The sequence below is a fragment of the Salinicoccus sp. Bachu38 genome, from assembly GCF_038561955.2.
Taxonomy (GTDB): Bacteria; Bacillota; Bacilli; order Staphylococcales; family Salinicoccaceae; genus Salinicoccus; species Salinicoccus bachuensis.
The window spans coordinates 2,171,618-2,198,187 of the sequence record NZ_CP138333.2; the positions used below are offsets into that span (position 1 = coordinate 2,171,618).

General features: G+C 51.4%; 24 protein-coding genes. 9 read left to right on the top strand and 15 right to left on the bottom strand.

Annotated elements, in window-relative coordinates; translation table 11 throughout:
- Positions 1-29 precede the first annotated feature (29 nt).
- From RQP18_RS11090 to RQP18_RS11105, 4 genes are all read left to right on the top strand, one after another.
- Positions 30-494 carry a MarR family winged helix-turn-helix transcriptional regulator gene (locus RQP18_RS11090; protein WP_342387744.1) on the top strand — a complete coding sequence of 155 codons (465 nt, stop codon included), beginning with the start codon at positions 30-32 and terminating at the stop codon, positions 492-494.
- A complete protein-coding gene (locus tag RQP18_RS11095) occupies positions 478-3,120 on the top strand; it encodes an MMPL family transporter (RefSeq protein WP_342387745.1) in 2,643 nt (880 codons plus the stop codon). Before RQP18_RS11090 ends, RQP18_RS11095 begins: the two co-directional genes overlap by 17 nt.
- Positions 3,121-3,170: 50 nt before the next feature.
- On the top strand, positions 3,171-3,419 hold the full coding sequence (locus RQP18_RS11100; RefSeq protein WP_342387746.1) for a hypothetical protein: 249 nt from the start codon (positions 3,171-3,173) through the stop codon (positions 3,417-3,419).
- A gap of 80 nt (positions 3,420-3,499) precedes the next feature.
- Positions 3,500-4,015: a hypothetical protein gene (locus tag RQP18_RS11105; protein WP_342387747.1), complete on the top strand. Its 516-nt coding sequence runs from the start codon at positions 3,500-3,502 to the stop codon at positions 4,013-4,015.
- 48 nt (positions 4,016-4,063) lie between these two features.
- Here the strand turns inward: RQP18_RS11105 and RQP18_RS11110 are convergent, their stop codons facing one another.
- Positions 4,064-5,086: a PQQ-dependent sugar dehydrogenase gene (locus tag RQP18_RS11110; protein WP_342387748.1), complete on the bottom strand. Its 1,023-nt coding sequence runs from the start codon at positions 5,084-5,086 to the stop codon at positions 4,064-4,066.
- A 21-nt stretch (positions 5,087-5,107) separates the two neighbouring features.
- On the bottom strand, positions 5,108-6,214 hold the full coding sequence (locus RQP18_RS11115) for a M20 peptidase aminoacylase family protein (RefSeq protein ID WP_342387749.1): 1,107 nt from the start codon (positions 6,212-6,214) through the stop codon (positions 5,108-5,110).
- A 98-nt stretch (positions 6,215-6,312) separates the two neighbouring features.
- On the opposite strand from RQP18_RS11115, the gene RQP18_RS11120 reads away from it, so the two are divergent.
- A complete protein-coding gene (locus RQP18_RS11120; RefSeq protein WP_342387750.1) occupies positions 6,313-7,746 on the top strand; it encodes a YfcC family protein in 1,434 nt (477 codons plus the stop codon).
- An 11-nt stretch (positions 7,747-7,757) separates the two neighbouring features.
- Positions 7,758-8,897 carry an o-succinylbenzoate synthase gene (gene menC, locus RQP18_RS11125; RefSeq protein WP_342387751.1) on the top strand — a complete coding sequence of 380 codons (1,140 nt, stop codon included), beginning with the start codon at positions 7,758-7,760 and terminating at the stop codon, positions 8,895-8,897.
- Positions 8,898-9,062: 165 nt separating this feature from the next.
- On the opposite strand, the gene RQP18_RS11130 is transcribed toward menC, so the two are convergent.
- From RQP18_RS11130 to RQP18_RS11140, 3 genes are all read right to left on the bottom strand, one after another.
- The gene (locus tag RQP18_RS11130) at positions 9,063-9,692 is read right to left on the bottom strand and encodes a LysE family translocator (protein ID WP_342387752.1); all 630 of its coding nucleotides are present in this window, start codon (positions 9,690-9,692) and stop codon (positions 9,063-9,065) included.
- An 11-nt stretch (positions 9,693-9,703) separates the two neighbouring features.
- Positions 9,704-10,504 carry a metallophosphoesterase gene (locus RQP18_RS11135; protein ID WP_342387753.1) on the bottom strand — a complete coding sequence of 267 codons (801 nt, stop codon included), beginning with the start codon at positions 10,502-10,504 and terminating at the stop codon, positions 9,704-9,706.
- A gap of 101 nt (positions 10,505-10,605) precedes the next feature.
- Entirely contained in the window at positions 10,606-11,460 is an 855-nt protein-coding gene (locus RQP18_RS11140) for an MBL fold metallo-hydrolase (RefSeq protein WP_342389403.1), read from the bottom strand.
- Positions 11,461-11,610: 150 nt separating this feature from the next.
- Between RQP18_RS11140 and RQP18_RS11145 the strand changes: the two genes are divergently transcribed.
- Positions 11,611-12,552, top strand: a complete 942-nt coding sequence (locus tag RQP18_RS11145; protein WP_342387754.1) for an aldo/keto reductase — start codon at positions 11,611-11,613, stop codon at positions 12,550-12,552.
- Positions 12,553-12,675: 123 nt separating this feature from the next.
- Here the strand turns inward: RQP18_RS11145 and RQP18_RS11150 are convergent, their stop codons facing one another.
- Entirely contained in the window at positions 12,676-13,659 is a 984-nt protein-coding gene (locus RQP18_RS11150; RefSeq protein WP_342387755.1) for a Gfo/Idh/MocA family protein, read from the bottom strand.
- A 125-nt stretch (positions 13,660-13,784) separates the two neighbouring features.
- Between RQP18_RS11150 and RQP18_RS11155 the strand changes: the two genes are divergently transcribed.
- Both RQP18_RS11155 and RQP18_RS11160 read left to right on the top strand, forming a co-directional pair.
- The gene (locus tag RQP18_RS11155) at positions 13,785-14,153 is read left to right on the top strand and encodes an ArsR/SmtB family transcription factor (RefSeq protein WP_342387756.1); all 369 of its coding nucleotides are present in this window, start codon (positions 13,785-13,787) and stop codon (positions 14,151-14,153) included.
- Complete coding sequence (locus tag RQP18_RS11160; RefSeq protein WP_342387757.1) at positions 14,143-16,206, top strand: heavy metal translocating P-type ATPase; 2,064 nt, start codon at positions 14,143-14,145, stop codon at positions 16,204-16,206. Before RQP18_RS11155 ends, RQP18_RS11160 begins: the two co-directional genes overlap by 11 nt.
- Positions 16,207-16,253: 47 nt before the next feature.
- Here the strand turns inward: RQP18_RS11160 and RQP18_RS11165 are convergent, their stop codons facing one another.
- From RQP18_RS11165 to ptsG, 9 genes are all read right to left on the bottom strand, one after another.
- Positions 16,254-17,486 carry a hemolysin family protein gene (locus RQP18_RS11165; RefSeq protein WP_342387758.1) on the bottom strand — a complete coding sequence of 411 codons (1,233 nt, stop codon included), beginning with the start codon at positions 17,484-17,486 and terminating at the stop codon, positions 16,254-16,256.
- A 162-nt stretch (positions 17,487-17,648) separates the two neighbouring features.
- On the bottom strand, positions 17,649-17,858 hold the full coding sequence (gene copZ / locus RQP18_RS11170) for a copper chaperone CopZ (RefSeq protein ID WP_342387759.1): 210 nt from the start codon (positions 17,856-17,858) through the stop codon (positions 17,649-17,651).
- Between the two features lie 34 nt (positions 17,859-17,892).
- A complete protein-coding gene (locus RQP18_RS11175; RefSeq protein ID WP_342387760.1) occupies positions 17,893-20,277 on the bottom strand; it encodes a heavy metal translocating P-type ATPase in 2,385 nt (794 codons plus the stop codon).
- Positions 20,278-20,289: 12 nt separating this feature from the next.
- The gene (locus RQP18_RS11180) at positions 20,290-20,592 is read right to left on the bottom strand and encodes a metal-sensing transcriptional repressor (RefSeq protein WP_124010735.1); all 303 of its coding nucleotides are present in this window, start codon (positions 20,590-20,592) and stop codon (positions 20,290-20,292) included.
- Between the two features lie 89 nt (positions 20,593-20,681).
- Positions 20,682-21,932, bottom strand: a complete 1,251-nt coding sequence (locus tag RQP18_RS11185) for a cytochrome P450 (protein WP_342387761.1) — start codon at positions 21,930-21,932, stop codon at positions 20,682-20,684.
- Positions 21,933-22,028: 96 nt separating this feature from the next.
- Complete coding sequence (locus RQP18_RS11190) at positions 22,029-22,178, bottom strand: hypothetical protein (protein WP_342387762.1); 150 nt, start codon at positions 22,176-22,178, stop codon at positions 22,029-22,031.
- Between the two features lie 41 nt (positions 22,179-22,219).
- The gene (locus tag RQP18_RS11195; protein WP_342387763.1) at positions 22,220-22,366 is read right to left on the bottom strand and encodes a hypothetical protein; all 147 of its coding nucleotides are present in this window, start codon (positions 22,364-22,366) and stop codon (positions 22,220-22,222) included.
- 56 nt (positions 22,367-22,422) lie between these two features.
- Positions 22,423-24,207, bottom strand: coding sequence for a S9 family peptidase (locus RQP18_RS11200; RefSeq protein ID WP_342387764.1), 1,785 nt, complete (start codon positions 24,205-24,207; stop codon positions 22,423-22,425).
- 202 nt (positions 24,208-24,409) lie between these two features.
- Positions 24,410-26,449, bottom strand: coding sequence for a glucose-specific PTS transporter subunit IIBC (ptsG, locus tag RQP18_RS11205; RefSeq protein WP_342387765.1), 2,040 nt, complete (start codon positions 26,447-26,449; stop codon positions 24,410-24,412).
- Between the last annotated feature and the right edge of the window lie 121 nt (positions 26,450-26,570).

Below are 26,570 nucleotides of genomic sequence, written 5' to 3' on the forward strand. Positions count from 1 at the left end.
TGCTCAACAATCAAGCGAGGTTCGATATTATGAAGAGGAAAAATGACATCGTACATAACTTGAGGGATATATACGGCTACGGATACACGAAAGTCTTCAGCGATGTGACGGATTCCGTCGCGCGCATGCATATTTCGAAGACCCAGATGGACATCATCAAGTATATCTACCTCAAAGGCCATGCAACGCCTTCTGCGCTTGCTTTGGAGCTGAATGTGCAAAGGAGTGCGATTACGCATACCGTCAAAAAGCTCGAACGCAAAAACCTGGTGACGGTCAAGCAGAACGAGCTGACGAATGACAGGCGCTCCAAGCTCGTCTATATGACCCAGGAGGCAGAGGAACTGCTGGAGGAATTCATGGACAACATCCTTGAAAAGATCAGGGAGGATGTCGGTGAACTGTCCCAGGAGGAAGAACGCACACTGCACGATGCCACACTTACAATATTGAAATACATACCTGGAGGTATACACGATGAAACATATTCTTAAGTTCAAATGGCCGATTACGGCACTGATGCTCATTTTTGCCGTAACAACCTATATCCTTGCTCCCAACCTCACCCAATTGGCCGCAGAGAAGGGAGATGTCCAACTGTCCGACGATTCTCCAAGTGAACAGGCACGGCAGTTCCTTGAAGAATATGACCAGGACAAGGAGATGATGTCACTCGTCCTCGAATTCGATGGTGAGGTCATGCCGAACGAAGCGGACATCCTTTCATACATCGATGAAATAGAGTCGGTTGAAGGTGTGGAAAATGTCATCAATCCTTTTGAGTTTGAAGATGACGTGCAGGAAAACTTCATCAATGACGAAAACGGCGTCATCATGATACCGATGGATTATGTTGGACCGGTCAATAATATCAGCAGTGCCGCTGATACCATCGAAGAGATGAATCCGACCGAAGCCGAGACGTCCATGACATCAAACGAGCTGATTCAGCATACGGTCGAGCAGGATGCCATGGAAGGCATACAGTCCACTGAAATGTTTACGGTGATCATCGTTGTCGCCGTACTGCTGCTCATGTTCCGATCCATCGTTACACCATTCATCCCTGTGGCGGTGGTCGGTGTGGCCTATCTGATCGGCCAGTCATTCGTTGCATGGTTCGTGGAATGGTTCGGCTTCCCGATTTCACCCCAGACACAGAGCTTCCTGATCGTCATCCTGTTCGGTATCGGAACCGACTACTGCATCCTCCTGCTCAACCGTTTCAGGGAGGAGCTCGAGCATCATGACAAATATGATGCCATTATCCGTACCTTCTCCACCGGGGGCAAGACGGTCTTCATCAGCGGACTTTCCGGGGCGATCGTGTTCGGCGTACTCTATTTTGCAAACTTTGAGATATACCGTTCTGCAGTCGGCGTGGCACTTGGTGTCGTCTTCCTGCTGCTGTCTCTCTTCACCCTACTTCCCGCCCTCATGCATATGCTCGGCAAGTACATATTCTGGCCGAACATCAAGAAGACGGAGTTCAAGGAAAGCAGATTATGGACGCCACTCGGCATATTCTCATTGAAATATCCGACCCGCATCATCTTCTCCATCTTCGCCATACTGATTGCGGTGGCGCTCTTCTATGATGACGAAGTGAACTTCGATTCAATCGAGGAACTGGACGATGAATACTCCGCAGTACACGCTACCAATGTCGTCAGCGAGAATTTCGACGAAGGCCAGCTGTTCCCGGTAGAAGTCATTCTCTCCAACGGGGACGACCTACTGACACAGGAGAGCCTTTCAAGACTCGATGCCGTAGCTTCCACAGTCTCAAGCCTTGAAGGCGTCCAGGAGGTGCAGACCATCACACGGCCGGCCGGCGAGGAGATCGAGGATCTTGGTGTCCGCAACCAGCTTGAGCAGGCCAATGAAGGCATTGCCGACATGCAGGAAGGGCTGACCGAAATATCGGATGGGCTGACCGAAGCAAGTGAGAGCCTTGCCAACACCAACATGGAAGGTGGAGACCTTTCCGAGCTCGGATCCGGCATCGATGAAATCAACAGCAATATCGGCCAGATCACCGAGTACATGACACAGACCGGCGATGTTGAAGGTGCTGCCCAGCAGCTGTCACAGGTACAGGAAGGGCTGGCAACTCTCTCCGGGGAAGTGTCTGCTGCCAATACACAGATGAGTGAACAGCAGGCAGCCGCCAATGAGCAGCTAACGGAGCTCTCCAACGGATTGAGTGGTTCCGCCGAAGGCATAGATGAGATACAGAGAGGACTCGAAGAAGTGTCCACCCTCCTTGGTGAAATCAGCGACAATGAAGCCGTCGACCAGACGGGCATCCATGTACCACAGTCATTCATCGACAACGACGATGTACAGGACGCTGTCGATCAATATGCATTCGGCGATAATGAAGCACTGATCATGAACGTCATTCTGGCCGATGATCCATACAGCCATGAAGCCATGGCAACACTGAATGAGGTTGAGGAGACCGTGGATGGTGAACTCCAGCGTCTCGACCGTGAGGGGACTGATTTCTATTTCTCCGGTGTAACAAGCATGAACCGGGATCTGAACCAGATTTCAAATGACGACTACAATCGTGTCGTAACGATATTCATACTGACACTGTTTGTCATTCTGGCCATCATCTTCAGATCCCTGATCCTGCCGATTTCGATGATCAGCTCCATATTCATCACCTATTTCGCATCTGTAACCATTACACAATGGCTGCTCGGGTTCTTCGGCTATGGTGAATTGAACTGGGCAGTGCCATTCTTCAGTCTGATCATATTCGCGGCACTCGGCATCGACTACTCCATATTCATCATCGACCGGTTCAGGGAGGAGCTTACGGGACGCAGCATACGGGACGCCATTGAACAGTCCATCAGACGCATGGGCGGTGTCGTCATAACAGCTGTCATCATCCTGTCCGGTACATTTGCCGCCCTGCTGCCATCCGGCATGATCATTCTGATCCAGGTCGCAAGCATCATCATATTCGCCCTGCTCTTCTATGCCTTCATCGTGCTGCCGCTTCTCGTGCCAGCGTTCGTGATCACATTCGGCCGCGGCAACTGGTGGCCATTCAGAATGCCAGGCGGCAGAGAACGTGAGAACAAGTTTAGGGACAAGGAATAACGGGTAAATATTAAAAGTTACGAATAAATGAATGATTGAGGAGTGAATATATGCCTTCGCAAAAAAGTCCAGGCATTGCAGCAGTCCTGAGCGCTCTGATCAGCGGGCTGGGACAGATCTATAACGGTCAGATCCTGAAAGGGATCATCATCATTCTCCTGCAAGTGATCAATGGCGCCCTGACAATCGTACTGATCGGCTACGTGTTCCTGCCAATAGTATGGTTATATGCAGTCATTGACGCGTACCGCAGTGCAGAAAAGATAAACGCAAGAAACTTCCGCAGATATGGCAGATAAATAAAGCAGGCCCATGGCCTGCTTTTCTTTTATCACAATATATGTGTATGGTATAATTTCACTGAAGGATGTGATTACGTATGGAAATTTTCGGTCTTTTTGCAGGCCTTGCCATCATCGGCATACTGATTGCCATTTTCTTTTTCCTGCTCGGAATCGTCAAATGGCTGTTGCAAGGGTACTTCCTTTTCCGCGTCGCGGAGAAGAAGAATCTGGATATGCCATGGCTCGGTTTTGTGCCGTTCGGCACGTTCTACCTGGGCGGGCAGATGTATGACGGCCATATAACAGGACGTGGCCAGTTCAATCCCAAGACCATCGGTCTCGTATTCGCGATCGTCGGCATCGTCATCTATATCATGGGGCTTTCCATCGGCGACATTGCGATCAGCTATATACTCATGGAATCCATTGTGTTCCTGGGCATATTCAAGGCATATACGAAGAACCTCGGCGTCGCTGTACTGCTTGCCCTCTTGAACTTTGTGACTGCAGGCATCGCAGCCATCATCATCCTCTTCCTCTACAACCGTAAGCTGGAAGAAGATGCATTTGGTGTTGTGGACGAAACAGGCGAACAGTATAAGAGCATTTAACCGTAAAACGGTCCTGGCAATGGTCAGGACCGTTTTTTATATCATCCATCATTCCACTTCCAGCTCAAGCAGCCGGTCATCATCCTCTGATGGACTCCCCCGGCCATCGGTATTATTCGTGATGGTGTAAAGCTGGTTTTCTTCCACTCGCACATCCCGCATCCTGCTGCCTTCGTCATAGAAAGTCGAGGGGGAATTCGATGACAGGTCGAAGGCGACGACTTCATTGCCCCTGAGCGTTGCGATATAGAGGGTGCCGTCATCATAGGCGATGCCTGAAGGGGCCCATGTGTCCGAACCTGTGTGGTAGATCGGCGTCTCCATCCCCTCCTCTTCCTCATCGCCTTCGATCAGCGGCCATCCATAGTTGGCGCCGGGTTCGATGACATTGATCTCATCATGACCGCTTGCCCCGTGCTCGGTGGCGTAAAGCGTACCTTCTTCATCCCATGCCAGACCCTGCGGGTTTCGATGCCCGTAACTGTACACTTCCGTATCAAACGGATTGTCTTCCGGGATGGAACCATCGAGTGCGACCCTCAATATCTTGCCCGCCAAACTGTTTCTGTCCTGGCTGTATTCTCCATTGCCGGCGTCTCCCGTTGTGATATAGAGGTGGCCGTCCGGCCCGATATCCACCCTTCCGCCGTTATGGATATTGCCTCCGGGGATATCTTCAACGATGACATCGGATTCGGACCAGGCAGATCCGTCCCGCTTCATCTCGACGACCCGGTTCTTCTCCCCGCCATCCGAATAGGTATGATAGAGAAAAGCAGTGTCAGGGTCATCGGGGTGCAGGATGAATCCGAGCAGTCCCCCTTCTCCGGATGCATGGGTCTCCTGCTCGAGTTTTAGGGACTGGACTGCGATCTCATCTTCAGTCACCCGTTTCAGCGTCCCTCCCCTTTCAGAAATATAGAAACCTTCTTCTGCCTTCTCGATCATCCAGGGCGTCTCGAGGTCCTCCGCCAGCGTTTCTGCCTCCCCCTCATCCGGGCCATTGCTCGCCGCTTCGTTGCTGCACGCTCCGAGCATGAGAATCATCAACAGAACAATTCCCCTCTTCATTGCATCCCCTCTTTCCCCAAATTATTTTACATTCAATATCGCCTGGTACAATATCTCCGCCCCGTTCGCCAGTGCCGAGTGTTCGAATGTCATGTTCGGGTGATGGAGTCCCGGCTTCAGATCACAGCCGAGCCCGAGCATCGCCCCTTTGAGTTCGGGCATCTTGACCGTATAGTAGTGGAAATCATCGCCGCCGCTTGTAATGATCGGCTCGAGGCACTTCTCCTCTCCGAGCACATCGACGATTGATGTGCGCAGTACATCAATCGCATCCTGGTGGCTCTCACTCGCCACAATACCCGAGAACTCCATATCTTCGATCTTTACATCATAGAGTGCCTCGATGTTTTTGAGGATATTGAAGACACGTCCTTTCAGCTCCTCCATCTGCTCGTTGGTCTGGGCACGCATATCAATGCCGCATTCCGCATTCCCTGGTATGATGTTCAGCGACTTTCCACCGGCAAGGAACTGCGTCATCTTGACCGAGGAGGGGATGACGGGATTGATGTGTATTTTGGAAAGCATATTGACGATGTCAGTGCCCACCTCGATGGCATTATGATTCAGGTGCGGTCTCGCTCCATGGGCATCTTCGCCGACGATCCTGAATTGAAGCGATCCGGCAGCCCCATGTTCAATGCTCGGTGCGGCATATCCATTGGTCGCCTCCTCTATCGGTCTCAAATGGATGCCGAAAAAGTAGTCCAGATCATCCACAACCCCTTCGTCGACGACGGACAGCGCACCCGTCCCGACCTCTTCGGCCGGCTGGAAAACGAACCGCACGCCTCTTGATTCGAGCGCCGCGTCGTCCTTTATTTTCAGCATCGTGCCGATCACCATCGAAGTATGCGCATCATGTCCGCAGGAGTGGTTCGCCTGCTTGACGCCATCCACTTCCTGGAACAGTGCATCTATATCCGCCCGGACACCGATGATCGGATTTCCCGCATCAAAATTCCCTACGTCACAGTAGAGTCCCGTCGTATTGCTGAACTTTACAGGATTGAATCCGGCCTCCTGCAAATAATTGTATATGTACTCCGTCGTTTCGGTCTCCTCGTAGCTCAATTCCGGGTGTGCATGCATATGTTCAAAAACTTCCTTCATTTTTTCATCCATCATATTTTAATCTCCTTCCATACAAATTATTGAATATTCATTCACTCTTTATTATAATACATTATTAATTACTTGAAAATTCAAACAGGGGGTATTTGATTGTGAAAAGCAAGGATTCAACCGAAGAAAACGACAGGAAGCGCGAGAAGAGGGGGTTCCGCCTGCCGGACGCCTATGCCATACTTTTTTTCTTCCTCGTCCTCGCAGCAGTCGCGACATACATAATTCCAGCCGGAACCTTTGAAACCGAGCAGTCTGCAGAAGGCATCGATGTCATCGTCCCGGGCACCTACAGCATCATCGAATCGAACCCGGCCGGGTTCCTCGACATCTTCAGCGCAATTGTCGAAGGGCTCGTCAGTACAGCCAACCTGATCTTTCTCGTCCTGATCATCGGCGGCGTGTTCGCCGTCATCGAGAGGACCGGCGCCATCGATGCACTGGTAACGAAGATCATCCGCATCACCCAGAATAAGGAATGGCTACTCATCGCCCTCGTCATGATCGTGTTCTCCATATTCGGCACGCTCGGCATCATCGTCAATGCAGTCATCGCCTTCATCCCGCTTGGCATCATTCTTGCCCGCTCGATGAAGATGGATGCCATCATCGGCGTCTCCATCATCTATCTCGGTGCCTATGTCGGTTTCGGGGTGGCCATCCTCGACCCGCTCACCATCGGGTTTGCCCAGGAGATTGCTGAAATACCGCTCTTCTCCGGCGCACCGGAACGTGTCGTCATGTACATCATCACCCTTGTCGCGACCATGGCCTACGTCATCTGGTATGCGAACCGCATCAAGAAGGATCCGGAACGCGGTATATTGAAGGGCAATCCATTCCCGAAAAATCCGACGGAAGGACAGGATCTGGGCAAGCAGGATATGAAACTGAAGCATATCCTCGTGCTACTGGCCCTGGCAGGCGGCATCGGCGCCTATGTCACTGGCGTGTTCGTGGCGGAATGGAGCCTCGGCGAGATGTCCGCCGTATTCCTCGTCATCATGGTGGCCACGGCCATCATCGGCAGGATTCATGTGAACGAAATGATCTCCACTTTCATCGAAGGAGCAAACACCGTACTCTACGGCGCACTCATCATCGGGATGGCCCGCTCAATCGTGGTGCTGCTCGAGCAGGGCATGATCCTCGACAGCATCGTCAACTTCATGGCCATCATCATGGACCCCTTCTCCAGCACAATGGGGGCCATCATGATGTTCATCGCCAACGGCCTGTTCAACCTGATCGTCACTTCCGGCAGTGGCCAGGCGGCCATCGTCATGCCGATCATGGCACCGCTTGCCGACATCATGGACTTTCCACGCCAGATCGCCGTACAAGCCTATACGATGGGTGATGGCTTCACCAACATCATCACCCCGCTATCGGGCGTACTGATGGCAAACCTTGCCATCGCAGGCGTCCCGTACACCAAATGGTTCAGGTTCGCCCTGCCGCTTGTACTTATGTGGTATGTCCTCGGCATTATCTATATAATTGTACTTGTAGCAATCAACTGGGGTCCAGTATAGGAGGAAGATCAATGAAGATTAAAGAAATAAAGCTGCACCAGCTCCTGATGAAGATGAAGACGCCATTCACGACGAGCTTCGGCACACAGCAGGATCGCCACATCACGATCGTCGAAGCGATAGATGACACCGGCCGTTCCGGCTTCGGCGAATGCGTCTCTGGGGAAGATCCGCTCTATTCCGAGGAGTTCATGGATGCATCCATCATCGCGATGAAGAAATATTTCGCACCGCTCATCATCCATGAGGAGATCGACCACCCGGATGATGTATGGGAACGGTTCAAACCGTTCAAGAGGAACAACATGGCCAAATCCGCAATCGAAGGAGCCGTCTGGGACCTCTATGCCAAGCAGAATGACATGACGCTTGCCGAAGTCATCGGAGGCAAAAAGCAGAAGGTCGAAGTCGGCGTTTCTTTAGGCCTCGAAGATACGGATGAACTGCTGCTGGAAAAAGTGAAGGAGAAGGTCGACGAAGGCTATAAGCGGATTAAAGTGAAGATCAAACCCGGACGCGACGTGGAAATGATCCGCAAGATCAGGGAGCGCTTCGGCGACATCCCGCTCATGGTGGATGCGAATTCCGCCTACACACTTGATGATATGAATACACTGCAGGCACTCGATGAATTCAACCTGATGATGATCGAACAACCGCTCGCTGCCGGCGACCTCATCGACCATGCCAAACTGCAGAAGGAAATCAGCACGCCGGTATGCCTCGATGAAAGCATCGACTCCTATGAAGCCGCAAGCGGCGCCATCGAACTCGGCAGCTGCCGGATCATCAACGTAAAAGTCGGTCGTGTCGGTGGCATCACCCAATCCAAAAAGATCCACGACCTGGCAGCACAGCATGACATGCCACTTTGGTGCGGCGGTATGCTCGAAGCAGGCGTTGGACGCCTGCACAACATCGCCATCACGACACTCGGCAACTTCACCCTGCCGGGCGATACTGCTTCTTCCAGCCGGTACTGGTATGAAGACATCATCACACCGGAAGTCGTTGCCGAAGATGGCATCGTGGAAATCAGCAAGGAACCGGGAATCGGTGCTGAAGTCGACTTCGGCAAAATGGAACAGTATCTCCAGAAGACGGACTCCATTACAGAAGAGGACACCGTCGATATGATTTTCTATGATTGATTATTGGAACAAGAAAAGAACACGGATGGTGCATGCACCATCCGTGTTCTTTTTGTACTGGGTGATTGATGAGTGGACTCCCAACTCGCAGTCGTTTCTGCTGCGGTTGTGAATTAGACCCCCAACTTGCAGTCGTTTTCCTGCCATGGCGCGTTGACACGTTTCCTAGGCTTCCAATGCCGTCCTGATGCCGAAGAGGATCAGGACCACACCGGCGCCTTTGGCGAGCCAATTCTGGAAGGTTCTGCTTTTGAGCCATCTCTTCATTATGTTGACAAGTTCGACGACCACCAGGAACCACACTGTAGAAATGCCGATCAGTATGCCGGCGAGTATGACCAGCTGCTGGTTCTCCCCGATGCTGCCGCCGACTGTCATGAACTGCGGCATGATCGTAATATAGAGCAGCAGGACTTTCGGGTTGAAGATGTTGCTGATGAGCCCCTGCCTGAAGGACGCCTTCACATATCCCCTCACCGTGCGACTTCCGTCCTTCAGATCATCCATCGAGACGAGCTGCCCGGCTGTGAAGCTTTTGATGCCTATGTAGACGAGGTAGGCTGCACCGATGTATTTTATTGTGCTGAATAAAAGGATCGAGTTCGCAATGACGACCGCCAGGCCAATGACTGCTATGAATGTCCAGAACAGATGGCCGAGAATGATGCCGAGGATCGTCACCCTTCCGGCACCACTGCTGTAGTTCAGCGTATTCTTCATGATGATCATCATATCCGCGCCCGGCAGCATGGCCAGCACGAGCACGACTGTACTGTATGCGAGCAGATTATCCATTGCGTCACCCCCTATTTTCTTTTCAGTTCCATCACGACAATTTCAGGATGGTTGAATATGCGGAATGGGAACCGGCTGTTTCCGAGCCCTCGGCTTACAACCATGCGCGTACCATTCCTCTCATGGATGCCTTCAGTGTATTTCGGCAGGACCCCCTGGTGCGGTGCATAAAGACCTTTGACGATCGGCAGCCGGATCTGTCCGCCATGCGCGTGTCCGGTGAATACAAGGTCTACCGGATATTTGCCGTATATATGAAGCAGTTCCGGACGGTGGGAGAGTACGATGGTGAAGCGGTCGCCCTTTCCTTCGAGACGGTGTTCGAGATCCATTTCAAAGTCTTCCACCACCTGATGGTCCCCGTCCTCTCCGTAGAACCATAGATCCTCCATGCCGATCAGCCGGATATACTCATTGCCGATATAGAGGCGGTCGTTGCACTTGCTGATGTTTTTCATACCCGATACTTCAATCGCCTGCTCCAGCTTATGGAATCTTTTGTAGTGGGCTTCATGGTTTCCCGTCACGTAATAGGTCGGCAGAATTTCCACCAGCTGCCTGACCAGATTCATGGAACGCCGGAAGTTGGGCGTACGCCGGTCGACGATGTCGCCGGTAACGAATATCACATCTCCATCGATTTTTCTGATCTTCCTGATCAGTTTGGAAGAGCGCCAGCCGAACCAGCCGTTATGGAAATCCGAGACCTGGATGATCTTATAGCCATCAAATGCATACGGTACATGCCTGGACTCATGTGTGTAGTATGTAGTGACAATATCCTTATCCTCTTTATATAAAAAGCGTGCCAATGCTATAAAAAATCCTAACAGGATTTGAGAGATCCTCATATGGTTACCTCGATTTTTTATTCCCATTATAGAGCATATTGGCACGCCTTGAAACATATATCCTATTTTTCTTCATCTACATATTTGCCGTGTGAAGGCAGCGCGATTTCATCAAAGTTGTTTACCAGCTTTTCAAGTCCTTCACGCAGCTCTTCATCCTGAAGCGGTTTCCCGTGTCCGAATACTGCCGTCTTCGACTCGATGGACTGCAGTTTTTCAACCGACGCGCGGGCCGCTTCCCAATCCGTCGTGAAATATACCGGTGGTCCCTGGATTTCCTTCTTCTGGACCATCGTCTTGTAGAGGGAGTCCTGCTGGACGGTCACAAATGCATCACCGACAATCAATGTGCCATCGGACGAGCGGTAGAGGGATACATGCCCGTCAGTATGTCCCGGTGTGTGGATCCATTCGAAACCGGGCATATGCGGCACAGTGCCATCTGCCGGCAGCGCCTGCACATTATCGGCAAGGTCGATCGGCTCTTTCGGGAACATTGCGGCCGTCTTCGCCATCATGCCGCCTTCGACGGTAGGGTCCGGATCCGAGTAGGGCTTCTGTCCGGTCAGATAAGGCAACTCTATTTTATGAGCATAGACAGGAACGTCCCATTTCTCGATCAGTTCTATGATTGAACCGACATGGTCGAAGTGGCCATGCGTCAGGATGATCGCTTCCGGCCTTGCCCCTTCTCCAAAACGTGTTTCGACCGCTTTGATGATTTCATCCGCAGAATCCGGCAGCCCCGCATCCACCAGCACAAACTGCCTTTCGTCGGGATGCCCGACCATGTGCACATTCACTATCTTGTTCGTGTAAGTGCAAAGATCCGGAAGCACTTCCGTTACATTGCCACTTTCCTTCGAATACGCGGGCACTTTCTTATAGTCGCTACCATACTGCATTCTACTCATAATCATCCTCCTTGTATTTTAAAGTATCCAACATACATTTACCCGGTATCGGTCCGTCTATTCCAAAAATGAAAAACCGTCCGTATTTAGCGGATAGACTCGCATATTTAACCATGTCCCGCATATGGTAGAATGTATTCGAGGTGATAGGAAATGGAAAAGATCAAACTCGGTGGCTCATCACTTGAAGCCTCCCGAATCATACTCGGCTGCATGCGCATCGCTGATATGGGTGACCCTGCACTCGCCAGCCATGTCAACAGGGCGATAGAATCGGGCATCAACCTGTTCGATCATGCGGATATTTATGGCGCCGGGGAGTGTGAACGCAAGTTCAGCAAAGTACTCGCTTCGGAAGTGGACCGTGAAGATATACTGATCCAGAGCAAGTGCGGCATCCGCCATGCCGGAGGCAGCAATAGGAAAGAAAACCCGTACTACGACCTGTCCAGGGGTTATATCCTGGAGTCCGTCGATGGGATCCTCGAACGGCTCGGCACAGATTACCTGGATCTACTGATGCTGCATCGTCCGGATGCACTGATGGAACCTGAAGAAATCGCAGAAGCCTTCGACCGGCTGCATGACAGTGGCAAAGTCAGGCACTTCGGACTCAGCAATTTCCACGCCACACAGTTCGACTTTGTTCAGAAGCATACGGACCATAAGCTCATCACCAACCAGGTACAGTTCGGGGTTGGCGCACCGCATATGGTCAACAGCCGGATGCAGGCCAACACGCCATTCGAAGGGGCCGGAGACCGGGATGGCGGACTGCTCGACCATTCCCGCATGAATGACGTCACACTGCAGGCATGGTCACCCTTCCATTACGGCTACTTCGAAGGCATCATAATGGATGACCCGAAATACAAAACACTCAACGACGTACTGGAAGATATCGGCCACTCCCATGGACTGACAAAAAATGCGGTCGCTGTCGCATGGATACTCAGGCACCCGGCCAACATGCAGACCATCATCGGCACGACGGACACTTCAAGACTTGAAGACATCGCAAAAGCCGGAGATGTTACATTAACCCGCGAAGAATGGTACCGCATCTATAAGGCTGCCGGCCATATATTGCCATAGACCAAAAAATCTCCCGCCAGAAAATTGGCGGGAGATTTTTTGCTGATCCACAGCAGTTGTTTTGCTCAACTCCACTTTGCCCGCAAACCAAGTACAGTTACGCCATAATCCTGCGCGACCAAACTACTTCCGGTCGGCCGGATAGGTAATTCCTGCACTCTTCCGTGCCTTTTCGAAGGTTTCCATCACAGCCACTGAATGAGCGAGCCATTCGGCTGACACCTCGTGGTTGCCCGACTGGTACACCGCTTCAAAGTCTTCAAGTTCGGCAACCATGTTATTCGGATTCTGTCCGAGATCGATCAGCTCTTCCTCCCCATCGATCACCACTTCGACCGAGTCGATGATATTGGCAGAACCGTTGACCTTGATGTATCCCGCATCCCCTTGGAGAAGGACGCTGTTTTCGCTTTTTGTATCCTTCGAGCCGATGCATGTGGCGACACTATCCCTATACCGCAGCACGCAGGCACCGGATGTATCGACGCCCCCTTCAAATCTGTTCGGGACATAGACGACCTCTTCCGGCCGGCCCAGCAGCCTGATGATGAAATGCAGATTGTAGATGTTGAGGTCGGCGAGCGCCCCACCGGAGAATTCCAGATTGAACACGTTCGGGACCTCCCCGGCTTTCAGCTTGTCATAGCGGCTCGAGTACTGGGAATAGTTGGCCTGGATGATTTTAAGTTCCCCCACCCTATGCAGCTCCCGCTCTATCGCCTTGAAATGCGGCAGATGGATGCCTGTTACAGCTTCGAACAGGAACAGTCCCATCTCCCTTCCCAATTCGATGAGTGCTTCGAGTTCCTCCACGGTGGAAGTGAATGGCTTTTCACATATGACATGCTTGCCCGCTTCAAGCGCAGCTTTCGCATAAGTATAATGAAGGCTGTTCGGCGAAGCGACATAGACCGTGTCATATCCCCCATCAGCAAGCATCATCTCTGCATCCGTAAAGTAGTTCTGGACCGCATGCTTCTCCGCGAACGCTTTCGCCCGCTCCTCCGTGCGTGAATGGACACCGTATATTTCTATGCCCTCGACCTGTCCTGCCGCCTCCATGAAACGGTCTACGATGAAACCTGTACCGATCGTTGCTATTTTCATTGGAACCCTTCCTTTTCTAGTTTTTCTATAGTTTAACACACCATGCATCATTCAAATATAAGCTTGAATAACAGCAGGAATAAGATATAATATAATCAAATGGTCATTTGAATGAGGAGGATACGATGGAAATAAAAACATGCGATATAGAAAGCGTTGATATCAACAAGGTTTCCCGCGTGAAAGAGAGTATTGACGAGGATGCAGTGGACAAAGTGGCTGCCATCTTCAAGGCACTCGGCGAGGTGAACCGTACACGGATCGTCAAGGCTCTGAGCCTGGAAGAGGCCCTCTGTGTATGCGATATCGCCACCATCATCGATGCCACCATCGCCACGACTTCCCACCACCTGCGCTCATTGCACAGACAGGGCATCATAAAATCAAGAAAAGAAGGAAAGATGGTGTACTACAGTCTCGACGATGACCATATCCGACAGATTGTCAGCATGGCCTTCCTTCATCAGGAGGAGTTGACCCACCATGGCGAATGACAAGACAACCTATCGTATCGATGGATTCTCCTGTGCCAATTGTGCCCGTACTTTCGAGAAGAATGTCCAGGAGATAAAAGGAGTCGAGGACGCCCAGGTCAATTTCGGGGCATCGAAAATAACCGTCCAGGGTGCTGCCACTGTGGAGGATATTGAAAAGGCAGGCGCCTTTGAACAGCTTAAAGTCGTGAATGCCAGCGGCCCAGCGCCAAAAAGGCAGTCTTTCTTCAAAAAACACCGTACGGTCATACTTTCAGCCATATTGATGCTCATCGGTTTCGGCCTCGTCGTCTACTATGGCGGACAGAATGCCGTGACCACAGGCTTCTTCCTGGCCTCTGTCGTCACAGGGGGCTACAGGATGTTCTGGACCGGCTTGAACAATCTGACAAGATTGCGTTTTGACATGAAGACACTGATGACCGTCGCCATCATCGGCGCCGCCCTGATCGGCGAGTGGCCGGAAGCGGCAGTCGTCGTGGTGCTGTTTGCAGTCAGCGAGGCGCTTGAGAGGTACTCCATGGAAAAGGCCCGGACATCCATCCAGTCCCTTATGGAAATCGCTCCGAACACCGCTTCAGTGAAAATACAGGACGGCCTCCGTGAAGTTGAAGTCGGGGATGTACAGATTGGAGACACCATCGTCGTCCGCCCAGGTGAAAAATTGCCGATGGACGGCGTAATATCCTCAGGACATTCAAGCATCAACCAGGCTGCCATTACGGGAGAATCGCTGCCTGTTGAAGTATCCGGCGGTGAGGAAGTCTATGCCGGTACGCTCAATCAGAATGGATACTTGGAAATCGAAGTGACGAAGGACGCGGAAGATACGACCATTGCGAAAATCATCCAGCTTGTGGAAGAGGCGCAGGAGAAGCGCGCCCCGGCACAGCAGTTCGTCGACCAATTTGCAAAATACTATACGCCGGCGATCATGGCGATTGCTGTACTGGTTGCAGTCATACCGCCACTAATATTCGGTGCTGAATGGATGACCTATATCTATCAGGGACTCGCGATACTCGTCGTCGGGTGCCCATGTGCCCTCGTCATCTCCACCCCGATTGCGATCGTCTCCGCCATCGGGAATGCGGCAAACAGAGGTGTATTGATCAAGGGCGGCGTACATCTGGAAAAGATCGGCCAAAGCAGCCTTGTCGCCTTTGATAAGACAGGCACATTGACGAAGGGCGAACCGCATGTCACCGACTTTGAAGCGGCTTCCGGCCACTCCAGGGAAGAAGTGCTGGCCATCGCAGCTGCACTGGAATCCCAATCGGAACATCCAATTGCCCAGTCGGTCATCAATTACGCAGACTCGGAAGGCGTCCATTACCGTGATATCCATATCGACCGGTTCGAAGCCGTCACCGGCACAGGTATTTCCGGGGAAATAGGAGGCCACCTCTACGAAATCAGAAAGCCTGATGATGATTCATCATCGGCACACTATCAGGAAGCCGGCAAGACTGCAATGATCATTACAGAGGACAGCCATATCATCGGCCATATTGCCGTGATGGATGAGCTGAGGGAATCAAGCAGGACAGCAATACAGAAACTTCATGATCTCGGCATCCAGACAGCCATGCTGACCGGTGACAATAGAAATACAGCCGGCACAATTGCAGGTACACTCGGCATCGACAAGGTGTATGCAGGCCTTATGCCCGAAGACAAGCTCAATACCATCGAGGGTCTGAAGAAGAACCATACTGTAGCAATGGTTGGTGACGGCATCAATGATGCACCTGCACTCGCCACCTCCAACGTCGGCATTGCCATGGGCAAAGGAACCGACACCGCCCTGGAGACTGCGGATATGGCACTGATGGGCAACAGTATCCACCATCTCCCATTTGCGATCGGATTGAGCAGAAAAACACTGAACATCATCAAAGCCAATATCTCCTTTGCGCTCATCATCAAAATCATCGCGCTGCTGCTCGTCATTCCAGGCTGGCTGACACTATGGATCGCCATCCTGTCCGATATCGGAGCAACACTCGTCGTTGCATTGAACGGCCTCAGGCTGTTGCGCATGAAAGGGTGATATATGCAAAAAAGGCGCTCATACCGATATGGTATGAGCGCCTTTTTCTATTCTTCCTGCTTGATGATATGCACTTTTCTGATCATCTGGTCTTCCATCACGATGACCTTGAACTTCAGGCCGACTTCTTCCAGTATATCCCCTTCACTTGGAAAGTCATTGAATTCCTTCAGCAGAAAGCCCGAAAGGGTATCTTCCTCTTCAGGAATGTCGGTATCGAAAATGGAATTCAGACGGTGAAGGGTGATTTTTCCGTCACAGACGATTTCTGTTTCAGTCAATGATTCAACCAAGGCATCATTCCTGAGGTCGGTCTCATCTTCGATTTCAAAGCCAAGCATGGATTCTATGATGTCCTCGTGTGTCAGGATGCCTTCCGTGCCACCGAACTCGTCAATGACAACAGCCAGATGACGTCTTTCCTTCGTCATCTTCCTCAATACATACTCGACCGGCTGGAACTCATGGACGGTCAACGGATCGGCATCGCAGAAATCCAACAGGGGCCTCTCTGGATCTACAGACCATTGAAGCAGATATTTCGAATGGAAGACCCCGATGATATCATCCATATCTTCACCATATACCGGATAGCGTGTATACATATGGTTGATCACATGGTCGCGGACTTCCTCATATCCTGCAGTCGAGGATATGGCTTCCATCTCCGTTCTCGGCGTGGTCAGTACATCCTTTACATTCAGATGCCGAAAATCGAGCACACCTTTGATCCTGTAGGATTCATCCTTCGCCAGCATGCCTTCGGAATCGGCAATGTCCACGATGGTACGGAGCTCATCCTTCGACACGGTGGATGCACCTTCAAGCTCCCCTTTTGAGAGCACTCTTGCTATCGCATCTGTCAGCCAGTTCAGCACTACTGTAATCGGCTTGAAAATGACGACAAAGAATGTGATGACAGGTGCTACTGTTTTGGAGATGGGTTCAGGAAATGTAGCTGCAATGGATTTGGGTATGACTTCTGCAAATACAATGATCGTGATTGTGAGTACAGCTGATGCTATCGCCACACTGATACCGTAATCAAGTGCCATTGTGGTCACCAGTGTCGGCAGCAGGATGTTCGCTATATTATTACCGATGAGTATTGTGGTGATGAACACACTCGGTCTCGAGACCAGCCTGAGCAGCCGCTTGGCACTCGCATCCCCATTGTTTGCCCTCGACTGCAGCTTCATCTTATTCACTGCAGTCAGCGCGGTTTCACTCCCTGAAAAGAACAGGGAGACGAAAAGCAATATAATGATCGCAACGATCATTCTTTATCCTCCTTAAGTATGGAACTCTGATTATTTCATGATGCTTACTGTAAATGACTTTCTTCCAGTTTACCACTTATCAGCATAAATGTTTAACCGTTCGACAACATTCCCTACAGAAAAAATAGCCTGCCCCATTCAGGAGCAGGCAGCATTTCCCGGTTATTGCCTGACGTCATATCCCTGATCTTCAATCGCTTCGACCATGGATGATTCCGTCACTTTCGATTCATCATATTCAACATTGACATTATTGGCGTCCAAGTTGACATCTGCAGATTTGACACCTTCCAGTTCTGAAAGGGCACCTTCTACAGAACTCTTGCAGTGTCCACATGTCATGCCTTCTACTTCAATTATCTTTTGAGCCATTCGAAATCTCCTCCTAATTGTTTACATCCTTATATTATATCTTTACCCGCTTCAACCTCAATGAATTCGTCACGACACTTACCGAACTGAATGCCATCGCTGCACCGGCCACCCATGGCGCAAGCAGGCCGAGCGCTGCAATCGGGATGCCTGCACTATTGTAGGCGAATGCCCAGAACAGGTTCTGTTTGATATTGCGGATGGTCTTATGGCTGAGCCGGATGGCTTTCGGTATCAGTGTCAGCTCTCCGCCAAGAATTGTAATGTCTGCAGCTTCGATGGCAACTTCCGTGCCGGTGCCGATGGCAATGCCGATATCTGCAGTTGCCAGGGCAGGTGCATCATTGACCCCATCACCGACCATTGCGACCGTTTTGCCCTCCTGCTGGACACTTTTCACCTTATCGGCTTTTTCTTCCGGCAGTACTTCGGCTATGACATTGTCGATACCGACACTTCGCGCGATCGCCTGGGCAGTACGTGTGTTGTCCCCTGTCAGCATGATGACCTCAAGGCCTTCATTCTTGAGTGAGGCTATCGCTTCTGCAGCACTTTCCTTCACCGTGTCCATGACGGCCACGATACCCTTGATCCCGCCATCGACAGCGACGATCATCGCCGTCTTGCCATCATACTCGTACTGTTCCATTTCATTGGACACAGCTTCTTCGGCCATGCCGTTATCCATCATCAGCTTGCGTGTACCGACGAGCACTTTTCTGCCTTCGATAACCGCCTCTATACCGTGCCCCGGTATCGCTTCGAAGTCCTCGACCTCTCCCAGATCGACGCCCTGCTCTGCAGCATAGGCGACGATGGCTTCAGCCAACGGATGCTCAGATCCCTTCTCGGCAGTCGCAAGCAGCTTCAGTGTCTCGGCATCACCGGTAAAGTCGGTCACTTCCGGTTTACCTTTGGTGATTGTACCCGTTTTATCCATAATTATTACATCCAGGGCATGGGTCTTTTCAAGATGCTCCCCACCTTTAAAGAGGATGCCGCTCTCGGCACCTTTGCCTGTGCCCACCATGATGGATGTCGGTGTCGCGAGTCCAAGCGCACATGGACATGCGATGACCAGCACCGCAATGGACGCGACCAGGGCCGGTTCAATGTTGCCCGGTTGGACCAGGAAATACCATGCCAGGAAGGTGATGATGGCGATGCCGACCACAATCGGGACAAAGTAGCCGGAGATGATATCCGCCATACGCTGGATCGGCGCTTTCTGACCCTGCGCTTCCTCCACGACTTTGATGATGGAGGCGAGCGCCGTATCCTTGCCGACACGCGTCGCCTCGAATTCTATTGTGCCGTTGACGTTCAGCGTAGACCCGACCACTGCGCTCTCCGCTTCTTTCTCGATCGGGATGGATTCACCGGTGATCATCGATTCATCGATGGCCGTCCGTCCTTTGACGACGGTTCCATCGACCGGAATCTTTTCACCTGGTTTGACGACTATATGGTCCCCGACGATGACATCCTCCACGGGAATCATCATCTCGGCGCCATCCCTTACTACCCGTGCCTGCTTCGCCTGCATATCGAGCAGCTTGGAGATCGCCGTCGTCGTTCTGGATTTTGCACGGTGCTCAAGATATTTACCGAAAAGGATCAATGTAATGATCAGTGCACTCGTTTCAAAATACAGGTGCGGATGATGGCCGGAATCTGCCACCCATCTGGACATTTCATATATGCTGTAGAAGTATGCGGCGCTTGTTCCCATCGCAACCAGTACATCCATATTCGCACTGCCGTTACGGAGATTCTTGTAGGCGCCATCATAGAACTGCCAGCCGATGATGAACTGCACCGGTGTGGCGAGTGCGAGCTGGAACCATGGGTTCATCAGAATTGCCGGCATCTGCATGCCGAACAGATGGTCCAGCATCGTCACGAGCAGTGGCAGGGATAGGAGCACCGAAATGATCAGTTTAACCTTCAGCCGGTTCAGCTGCCTGTCTTTCGCATTGCCCCTGTCCTCGGCACTCTGTTTCGGTTTTGCGCCATATCCAAGCTTTTCTACACGTGCAATCAGGTCCCTGTCCGTCAGCATGTTCGGGTTGTACTCGATGACTGCGTTTTCAGTCGTCAGGTTGACTGCTGCAGATTTCACGCCTTCCTGCTTGTTCAGCACCTTCTCAATACGGTTCGAACACGCTGCACATGTCATGCCGGTGATGTCGAACTCCGCCCGCTCCATTTCGACACCATAGCCCAGTTTCTCGATCTTCCCGGTGATATCGCTAATATTGACATTTTTACTATCATACTCGACCGTCGCCTTTTCGGTCGTCAGGTTGACCGAAGCATCGACATTGTCCATCCTATTCAAAACCTTCTCTATCCGGCTCGAACATGCAGCGCATGTCATGCCCGTGATATTCAGGTTGACCTGCCTATCGTTGCTCATTCCGTTTCCCTCCTATTTGGAGAACTGCTTGAGTACTGCCATCAGTTCTTCGATGGAATCTTCGCCTTCACCCTTGTTGATGGCATCTGTAACACAATGTTTCATGTGACGCTCCGTCACTGTATAGCCGACGTTTTTTAATGCCGACTGTATTGCGCTGATCTGGACGAGGATGTCCACACAATAGCGGTCCTCATCCACCATCTTCTGGATGCCCCGCACCTGCCCCTCAATCCGCTTCAGCCGGTTCATCACCTTGTCCTTCTCTTCGTCCGTGCGTGGCACTACAGCATGTTCATGGAGATGTTCACCCATTATGATCACTTCCTTAGTTTTTTCCTTATGTACATCATACCCCCATAGGGTATAATTGTCAATAAAAAAATCCGGAACATCCGTCCCGGTCATTTGGATCTGTAATTGTTTATTTTTATCTTGTCGTTCGGCACGGCAGGAATATCATTGAATTCAAAACTGAAATCCTGTTCCGGCACATCATATTCCAGTCTGTTGACGAGGAAATCAAGCGTCGCACGCATCATGACGATGGTCACGAACTCACCGGCACAGCGATGACCGAAATCGTAATCTCCACCGCCCTGGGGGATGAAATTGAACGGCGTCTGCTGCCAACCCTCAAACCGTTCCGGCATGAATGTCTCCGGATGCACCCAATCCGCCGGGTGACGGTTTGTGCCATAGAGATCGAGCAGTGTCAGAGTGCCTTCTTCGAAATGGTATCCCTGCCATTCAAAATCCACATCGGTTCTTGCAGCCGCAAACGGGAAGAACGGATAGTATCTGCGCACTTCCTGGATGAACCATTCAAGCCGCTCCTCGCCGGCGCCTGTAAGCTTCTCCCTTTCCTCCGGGAACTCATGCATCGCAAGTCCGATCATCGCAACCCATACACTGACTGCAGTCATCGGTCTCAGAAGATTGATGATTTCCACCGCTACAATTCCTTTATCCAGCAGCTCACCCTTTTCATCCCTGTGCCAGCTGAATGTATGAAGTGCCTTTCCATTGTCGACTTCGAAGGCACCCGTCCTGACACCTTCCACAAGTCCTTCAATCCAGTCGTTCGCCTCAGAGCGTGCCCGTCTGCCCTTCCAGTGCTGAAGTCCCAGTGCCGCTGGGGATTCGAACAGATCTGAAATCTGTGCAGCGCGCTCCTCCGTCTCCGACTCTTCCAGCGGGACACCCGTCCATTTGGCTGCAACCTGAAGAAAGACGACTTTGGCCGCTTCATAGAGCTCCACCGTCTCCAGGCTGCCCGCCTCTTCAAAATATTGCTGCCAATAATGGAGGACCAGCATTTCTATTTCTTCCATCGCTTCATTGTCCATCAGGGACATCAGCATGGCCTTTCTGTTTCTATGCTGTTCACCATCCAGTGTCTGCACGGCACCTTTGCCAAATAAAGTCTTTTCAACCCGGGAGGGCGCAGCGTCCCTTCTTCTGAAGCGCGTATCATCATAGAACAGTTCTGCTGCTTCACTGCCCGTCAGACAGATTGCCTTTTCACCCATGATCCGTGTCTCAAACACATCCGAATTCAAGGATTCACTCCTGTTCATAATGAATTCATATCCTTCTTTCAGTACACTCAATGTCCTGTCAAAGCCCGCATCTTCGGGCATGTTCTGCGCCACACTACCCCTCCTCGATCATTTATTATTGTACTCTTCCCGTTAATATACGCTTTATGCATGTAAATTAAAGTCAAAAAAGTAGACTTGATGCCAAGTCTACTTCTTATTTCCTTCCGGCCTGAACACGATGAAATTGGTAACAGCGAAAAATAATCCTGCAATGATACCGAAAAGCCAATTCTCAAACATGATACCGAAAAGCAGCAGGAACAGTATTCCTGACCCCACGGTTATCGCAATGTGCATACATCTTCACCTTTCCCTTGAACTGATGGCGGAAGCGCCTGCTACAGCGCACTGAATATGCCTCTGACAAGTCTGAAGACCAAGCCGACAGAGTTCAGAAACATTTCAAAAAGAAAACTGTACCAGTACTCATTACTATGAAGCGGCTCTTTACGATGGTCCTTTTCCCAATCTTTCGTCCCTCCCACAGCACATCTCCTCCATCCCACTCATTTTATTCTTCCATACCCGGAACCGGGCGTCTTTAATGGTGTTTCCCAAGAAACTCGAGCATGGTCCTGTAGACGTTGATTTCATTTTCCTTCTTTGAAAAGCCGTGGCCTTCATCATCCAGCACGAGATAGTCGATTTCCCTGCCGGCATTCCTCAGCTCCTCCACAATCTGATCCGATTCCTCTTTCACGACCCTTGGGTCCTTCGCGCCCTGGATGACGAGCATCGGCCTCGACATCTTACTGAGATAGGTGATCGGCGAATCTTTTTCGAACCGCTCCCTGTCCCTCTCCGGATCGCCGACCCAGCGTGTCATGATGGGCTTCCAGTGCTCCGGAACCGAATTGTAGAAAGTGAAGAGGTTGGAGACGCCGAATATATCGACGACCGCCCTGAAGTATTCCGGATGTCTCCCGTGAAGGAGCAGTGCCATATAACCACCATAGCTGCCGCCGACAAGGAAGAGCTTCTCGGGAGACGAGATGCCGTTATCGAACAGCCATCTGATGCCTTCCACATTATCGAGGCGTGGGCCTTCGCCCCAATCCTGTTCGACGCGTTTTACAAATGAAGCGCCATATCCCGTGCTGCCTCTGAAATTCGGACAGAAGATGTTGTAGCCGCGGTTCAGGAGCATCTGGAACATGGCACGATAGAACTTGCGCTCAGCCGCCTGCGGCCCGCCATGGGGCCAGAAGACCGTGTATCCATTCCGGTTCTCCTCTTTTGCGCGGAACAGCAGCGCTTCGATCTCCATTCCGTCAAAGGACTTGTAGCTTACGGTTTCAGGCTCCACCATGTCTTTTGAAGTGACTCCAAGCACCCGGTTCTTTGTAAGGGAGGTCCACTTCTCAAGCTGGTACTTCCATATGTTGAACGGCTCGGTCGCACTCCCGGCAAGTGCGTAGAGGCTCCCTCCTTTCGTCACGGCAAGCTGCCTGATGGCATCGAAGGGCGTTTTTATCTCATCAGAGATATCATGGTTTAGATCATAGTAATACAGCCTGTCCGCCACACCCTTCTCCGTTGTGATGTACAGCATGTTCGTATGACGGTTGAACTGCAGCCCAGACACCGATTCCTCACCGAAATCCATCACTTTCGAAAATTGCTTCTCCGTCAGATTGTATTTTGCCAGATAGTCGTATTCACTCTCATAGTTGGTGCTGAACCAGACCTCGTCATCCTTTATGAACGTCATGTCACCCACCGTGTGGACCACTTCCGGGTCGGGTGTAATGTATTCCATCCCGTCCTTCGTTCTGATGAATCCGAGGATGTAGGTATTTGCACGCACCTGCATATGTGCGCTGTTTTCTTCATCAACTGAGACATCCGTCAAATATGTCGGTGCCTCCTCCCCTTCATGGATCAGACGTTCCTCGCCCGTCCCGATATCAAGGACTTTCGCATTCAGAAAGCTCGGATTCCCTTCAGAAGTGACATAGTAGACCTTCCTGCCGTCCTGGGACAGTTTGGAGAAGAAATACTTTTCATCCGGTTCCCCTGTAATCAGGGGCTTCGGCACACCCCCGTCCGGACCGGTGGCGTAAATCTGGAAATTCTCATCTCCATCATGATCATAGCCTGAAAGTACGAAGCGGCTGTGCGGATCGTATTTGATGAAATTTGCATTCTGGTCCTTCTGGGCAAACAGGTAGGGATACGTCTCGGGGGTATCCATCGCCCAAATATTCACTTTGCCGTTGATGTTCGTCGTGAACAGAATACGCTTCTCGTCCGGACTCACGGTAAAGTTGTTGATGTTGTAGGATGTGAAAAACTGTTCTACTGTCGGTTTCGGAAATTCAATCATTGGCCAGACCCCTTTTTGAAAAATTAACTTCTCCTACATTGTAGATTAAAATCATTTTTGTGACAATTTTGATAAATCACGAGGGGCTGGCTTCCGGTCCCCCCTCGCAGCAGGGAGGAAGGCGGGGTGAGCCGCCCCTTCCTACACCAGCCTCCCCCGAAAGCAAAAAAGCAGCATGCCCTTTGGCATGCTGCTTGGTCTACTACTTGATATTGATGACGACGTCGTCATTTGTAACTGAACCGAGTTCCCTGGCAGCAATTTCTGTGCCGGCCGGTCCTGTAATGATGATTGGAGTGATGTCGCTCTTCGCGTTCTCCCTGATGTAGTCGAGGTCGACCTCCATCAATACGTCACCTTTTCTGATCTTGTCTCCGGCTGCAACTTTGAGGTCGAAGCCTTCGCCTTTCAGATTGACAGTATCGAGTCCGAAGTGGACGAGGAGTTCGAGTCCGCCTTCGTTCGTGAGTCCGAGTGCGTGTTTTGTCGGGAAGTCCGTAACGACTTCGCCGTCGAATGGTGCGCGGACGGTACCGCTTGTCGGCTTGACGGCCACACCATCGCCCATCATCTTCTCGCTGAAGACCTGGTCCGGCACTTCAGTAAGCTCGACTGCTTCACCTTCGATCGGGGAATAGATGTCCTTGTTGTCATCGTCCATCATCTGTGTTCCTTGGGCCTCTTCGACATTATCTTCCGTCGATTCCGTCACTGTCGCTTCGGCCGGCGAAGTGATTTCACCATCGATGATCCTCTGCATGTCATTTCTGATCTGATCGGACTTCGGTCCGAAGATGGCCTGCATGTTCTTGCCGACCTTCATGACCCCGGAGGCACCAAGGGCTTTCAATTCTGCTTCATCGACGGCGGCGGTGTCATTGACTTCCACACGGAGACGTGTGATGCAGGCGTCGAGATGCTTGATGTTTTCTTCCCCACCCATCGCTGTGAGCACATTGAACGGCAGTTCCTGTGCTGTGGATGTGGATACTTCTGCACTTTCGTCTTCACGTCCCGGCGTCTTAAGGTTCAATGCCTGGATGAGCACCCTGAACACGACATAGTAGATGATTGCGTAGACGACACCTACGACAAGCACCCACCACCATTCCGTACGGTTCTGAAGAATACCGAACAGGAAGAAGTCGATGAATCCGCCCGAGAATGTATAACCGAGGTTCACATCAAGCAGGTAGAGAATCAGGAAGCTCAGGCCATCGAGCAGTGCGTGGATGACATAGAGCAGTGGTGCAACGAACAGGAATGAGAATTCCAGCGGCTCAGTGATGCCTGTCAGGAAGCTTGTCAGTGCTGCAGATATCATGATGCCGGCAACGTACTTTTTGCGTTCAGGGCGTGCGGCATGGTACATCGCCAGTGCCGCAGCCGGCAGACCGAACATCATGACCGGGAATTCACCCTGCATGAAGTTGCCGGCAGTCAGTTCGACGCCGTCACGCAGCTGGGCGAAGAAGATGTTCAGGTCGCCACGCACGATTTCTCCGGCTGCATTCGTATACGTACCGAATTCAAACCAGAATGGTGCGTGGAATATGTGGTGCAGTCCGAATGGAATGAGCAGGCGTTTGATCGTACCGAATGCAAATACGCCGATTGCCGTATTTTCCTCCATCAGCCAGAGTGAGACTTCGTTCATCCCACTTTGGATCGGCGGCCAGATGACGAACATCGCCAGACCGATTATGAATGAGAATACCGCTGTCACAATCGGCACAAATCGCTTCCCTGCAAAGAACCCAAGGAAGTCGGGCAGATTGATGTTGTAGTATCTGTTGTAGGCCCAGGCAGCGATGACACCGATGATGATACCACCGAATACACCCGTCTGGATTGTCGGGATGCCGAGCACGTTGGCATAGGCAGGGTCTTCCGCTGCCATTTCCGGTGTCACTCCGGCAATCTGTCCCATTGTAACGTTCATGATCATGTAACCGACGAAGGCTGCAACGGCTGCAACACCGTCACCTCTCGCGAGTCCCACGGCTACACCGAGTGCGAACAGCAGGGCCAGGTTGTCGAAGACGACGCCACCAGCCGCCTGGAGCATATCGGATAGGGCGACGAGCCAGCCGGCTTCAAGGAATGGAAGCCAGTCGACCATTGCTTCAGTCTGCATTGCGGCACCGATACCGAGCATGAGGCCGGCAGCAGGCAGGATCGCAACCGGGAGCATCAATGCTTTACCGATGCGCTGCAGCTGTCCAAAAAGCTTTTTGAACATAATTATTTCCTCCTAGTATGAATATTATTGTTTCATGAAGAATCCACAGAAAAAAGGGCATGAGGATACAGGGATAGTTAAATAAACTATTCCTATAAACTCATGCCCTTCCGGTAACACG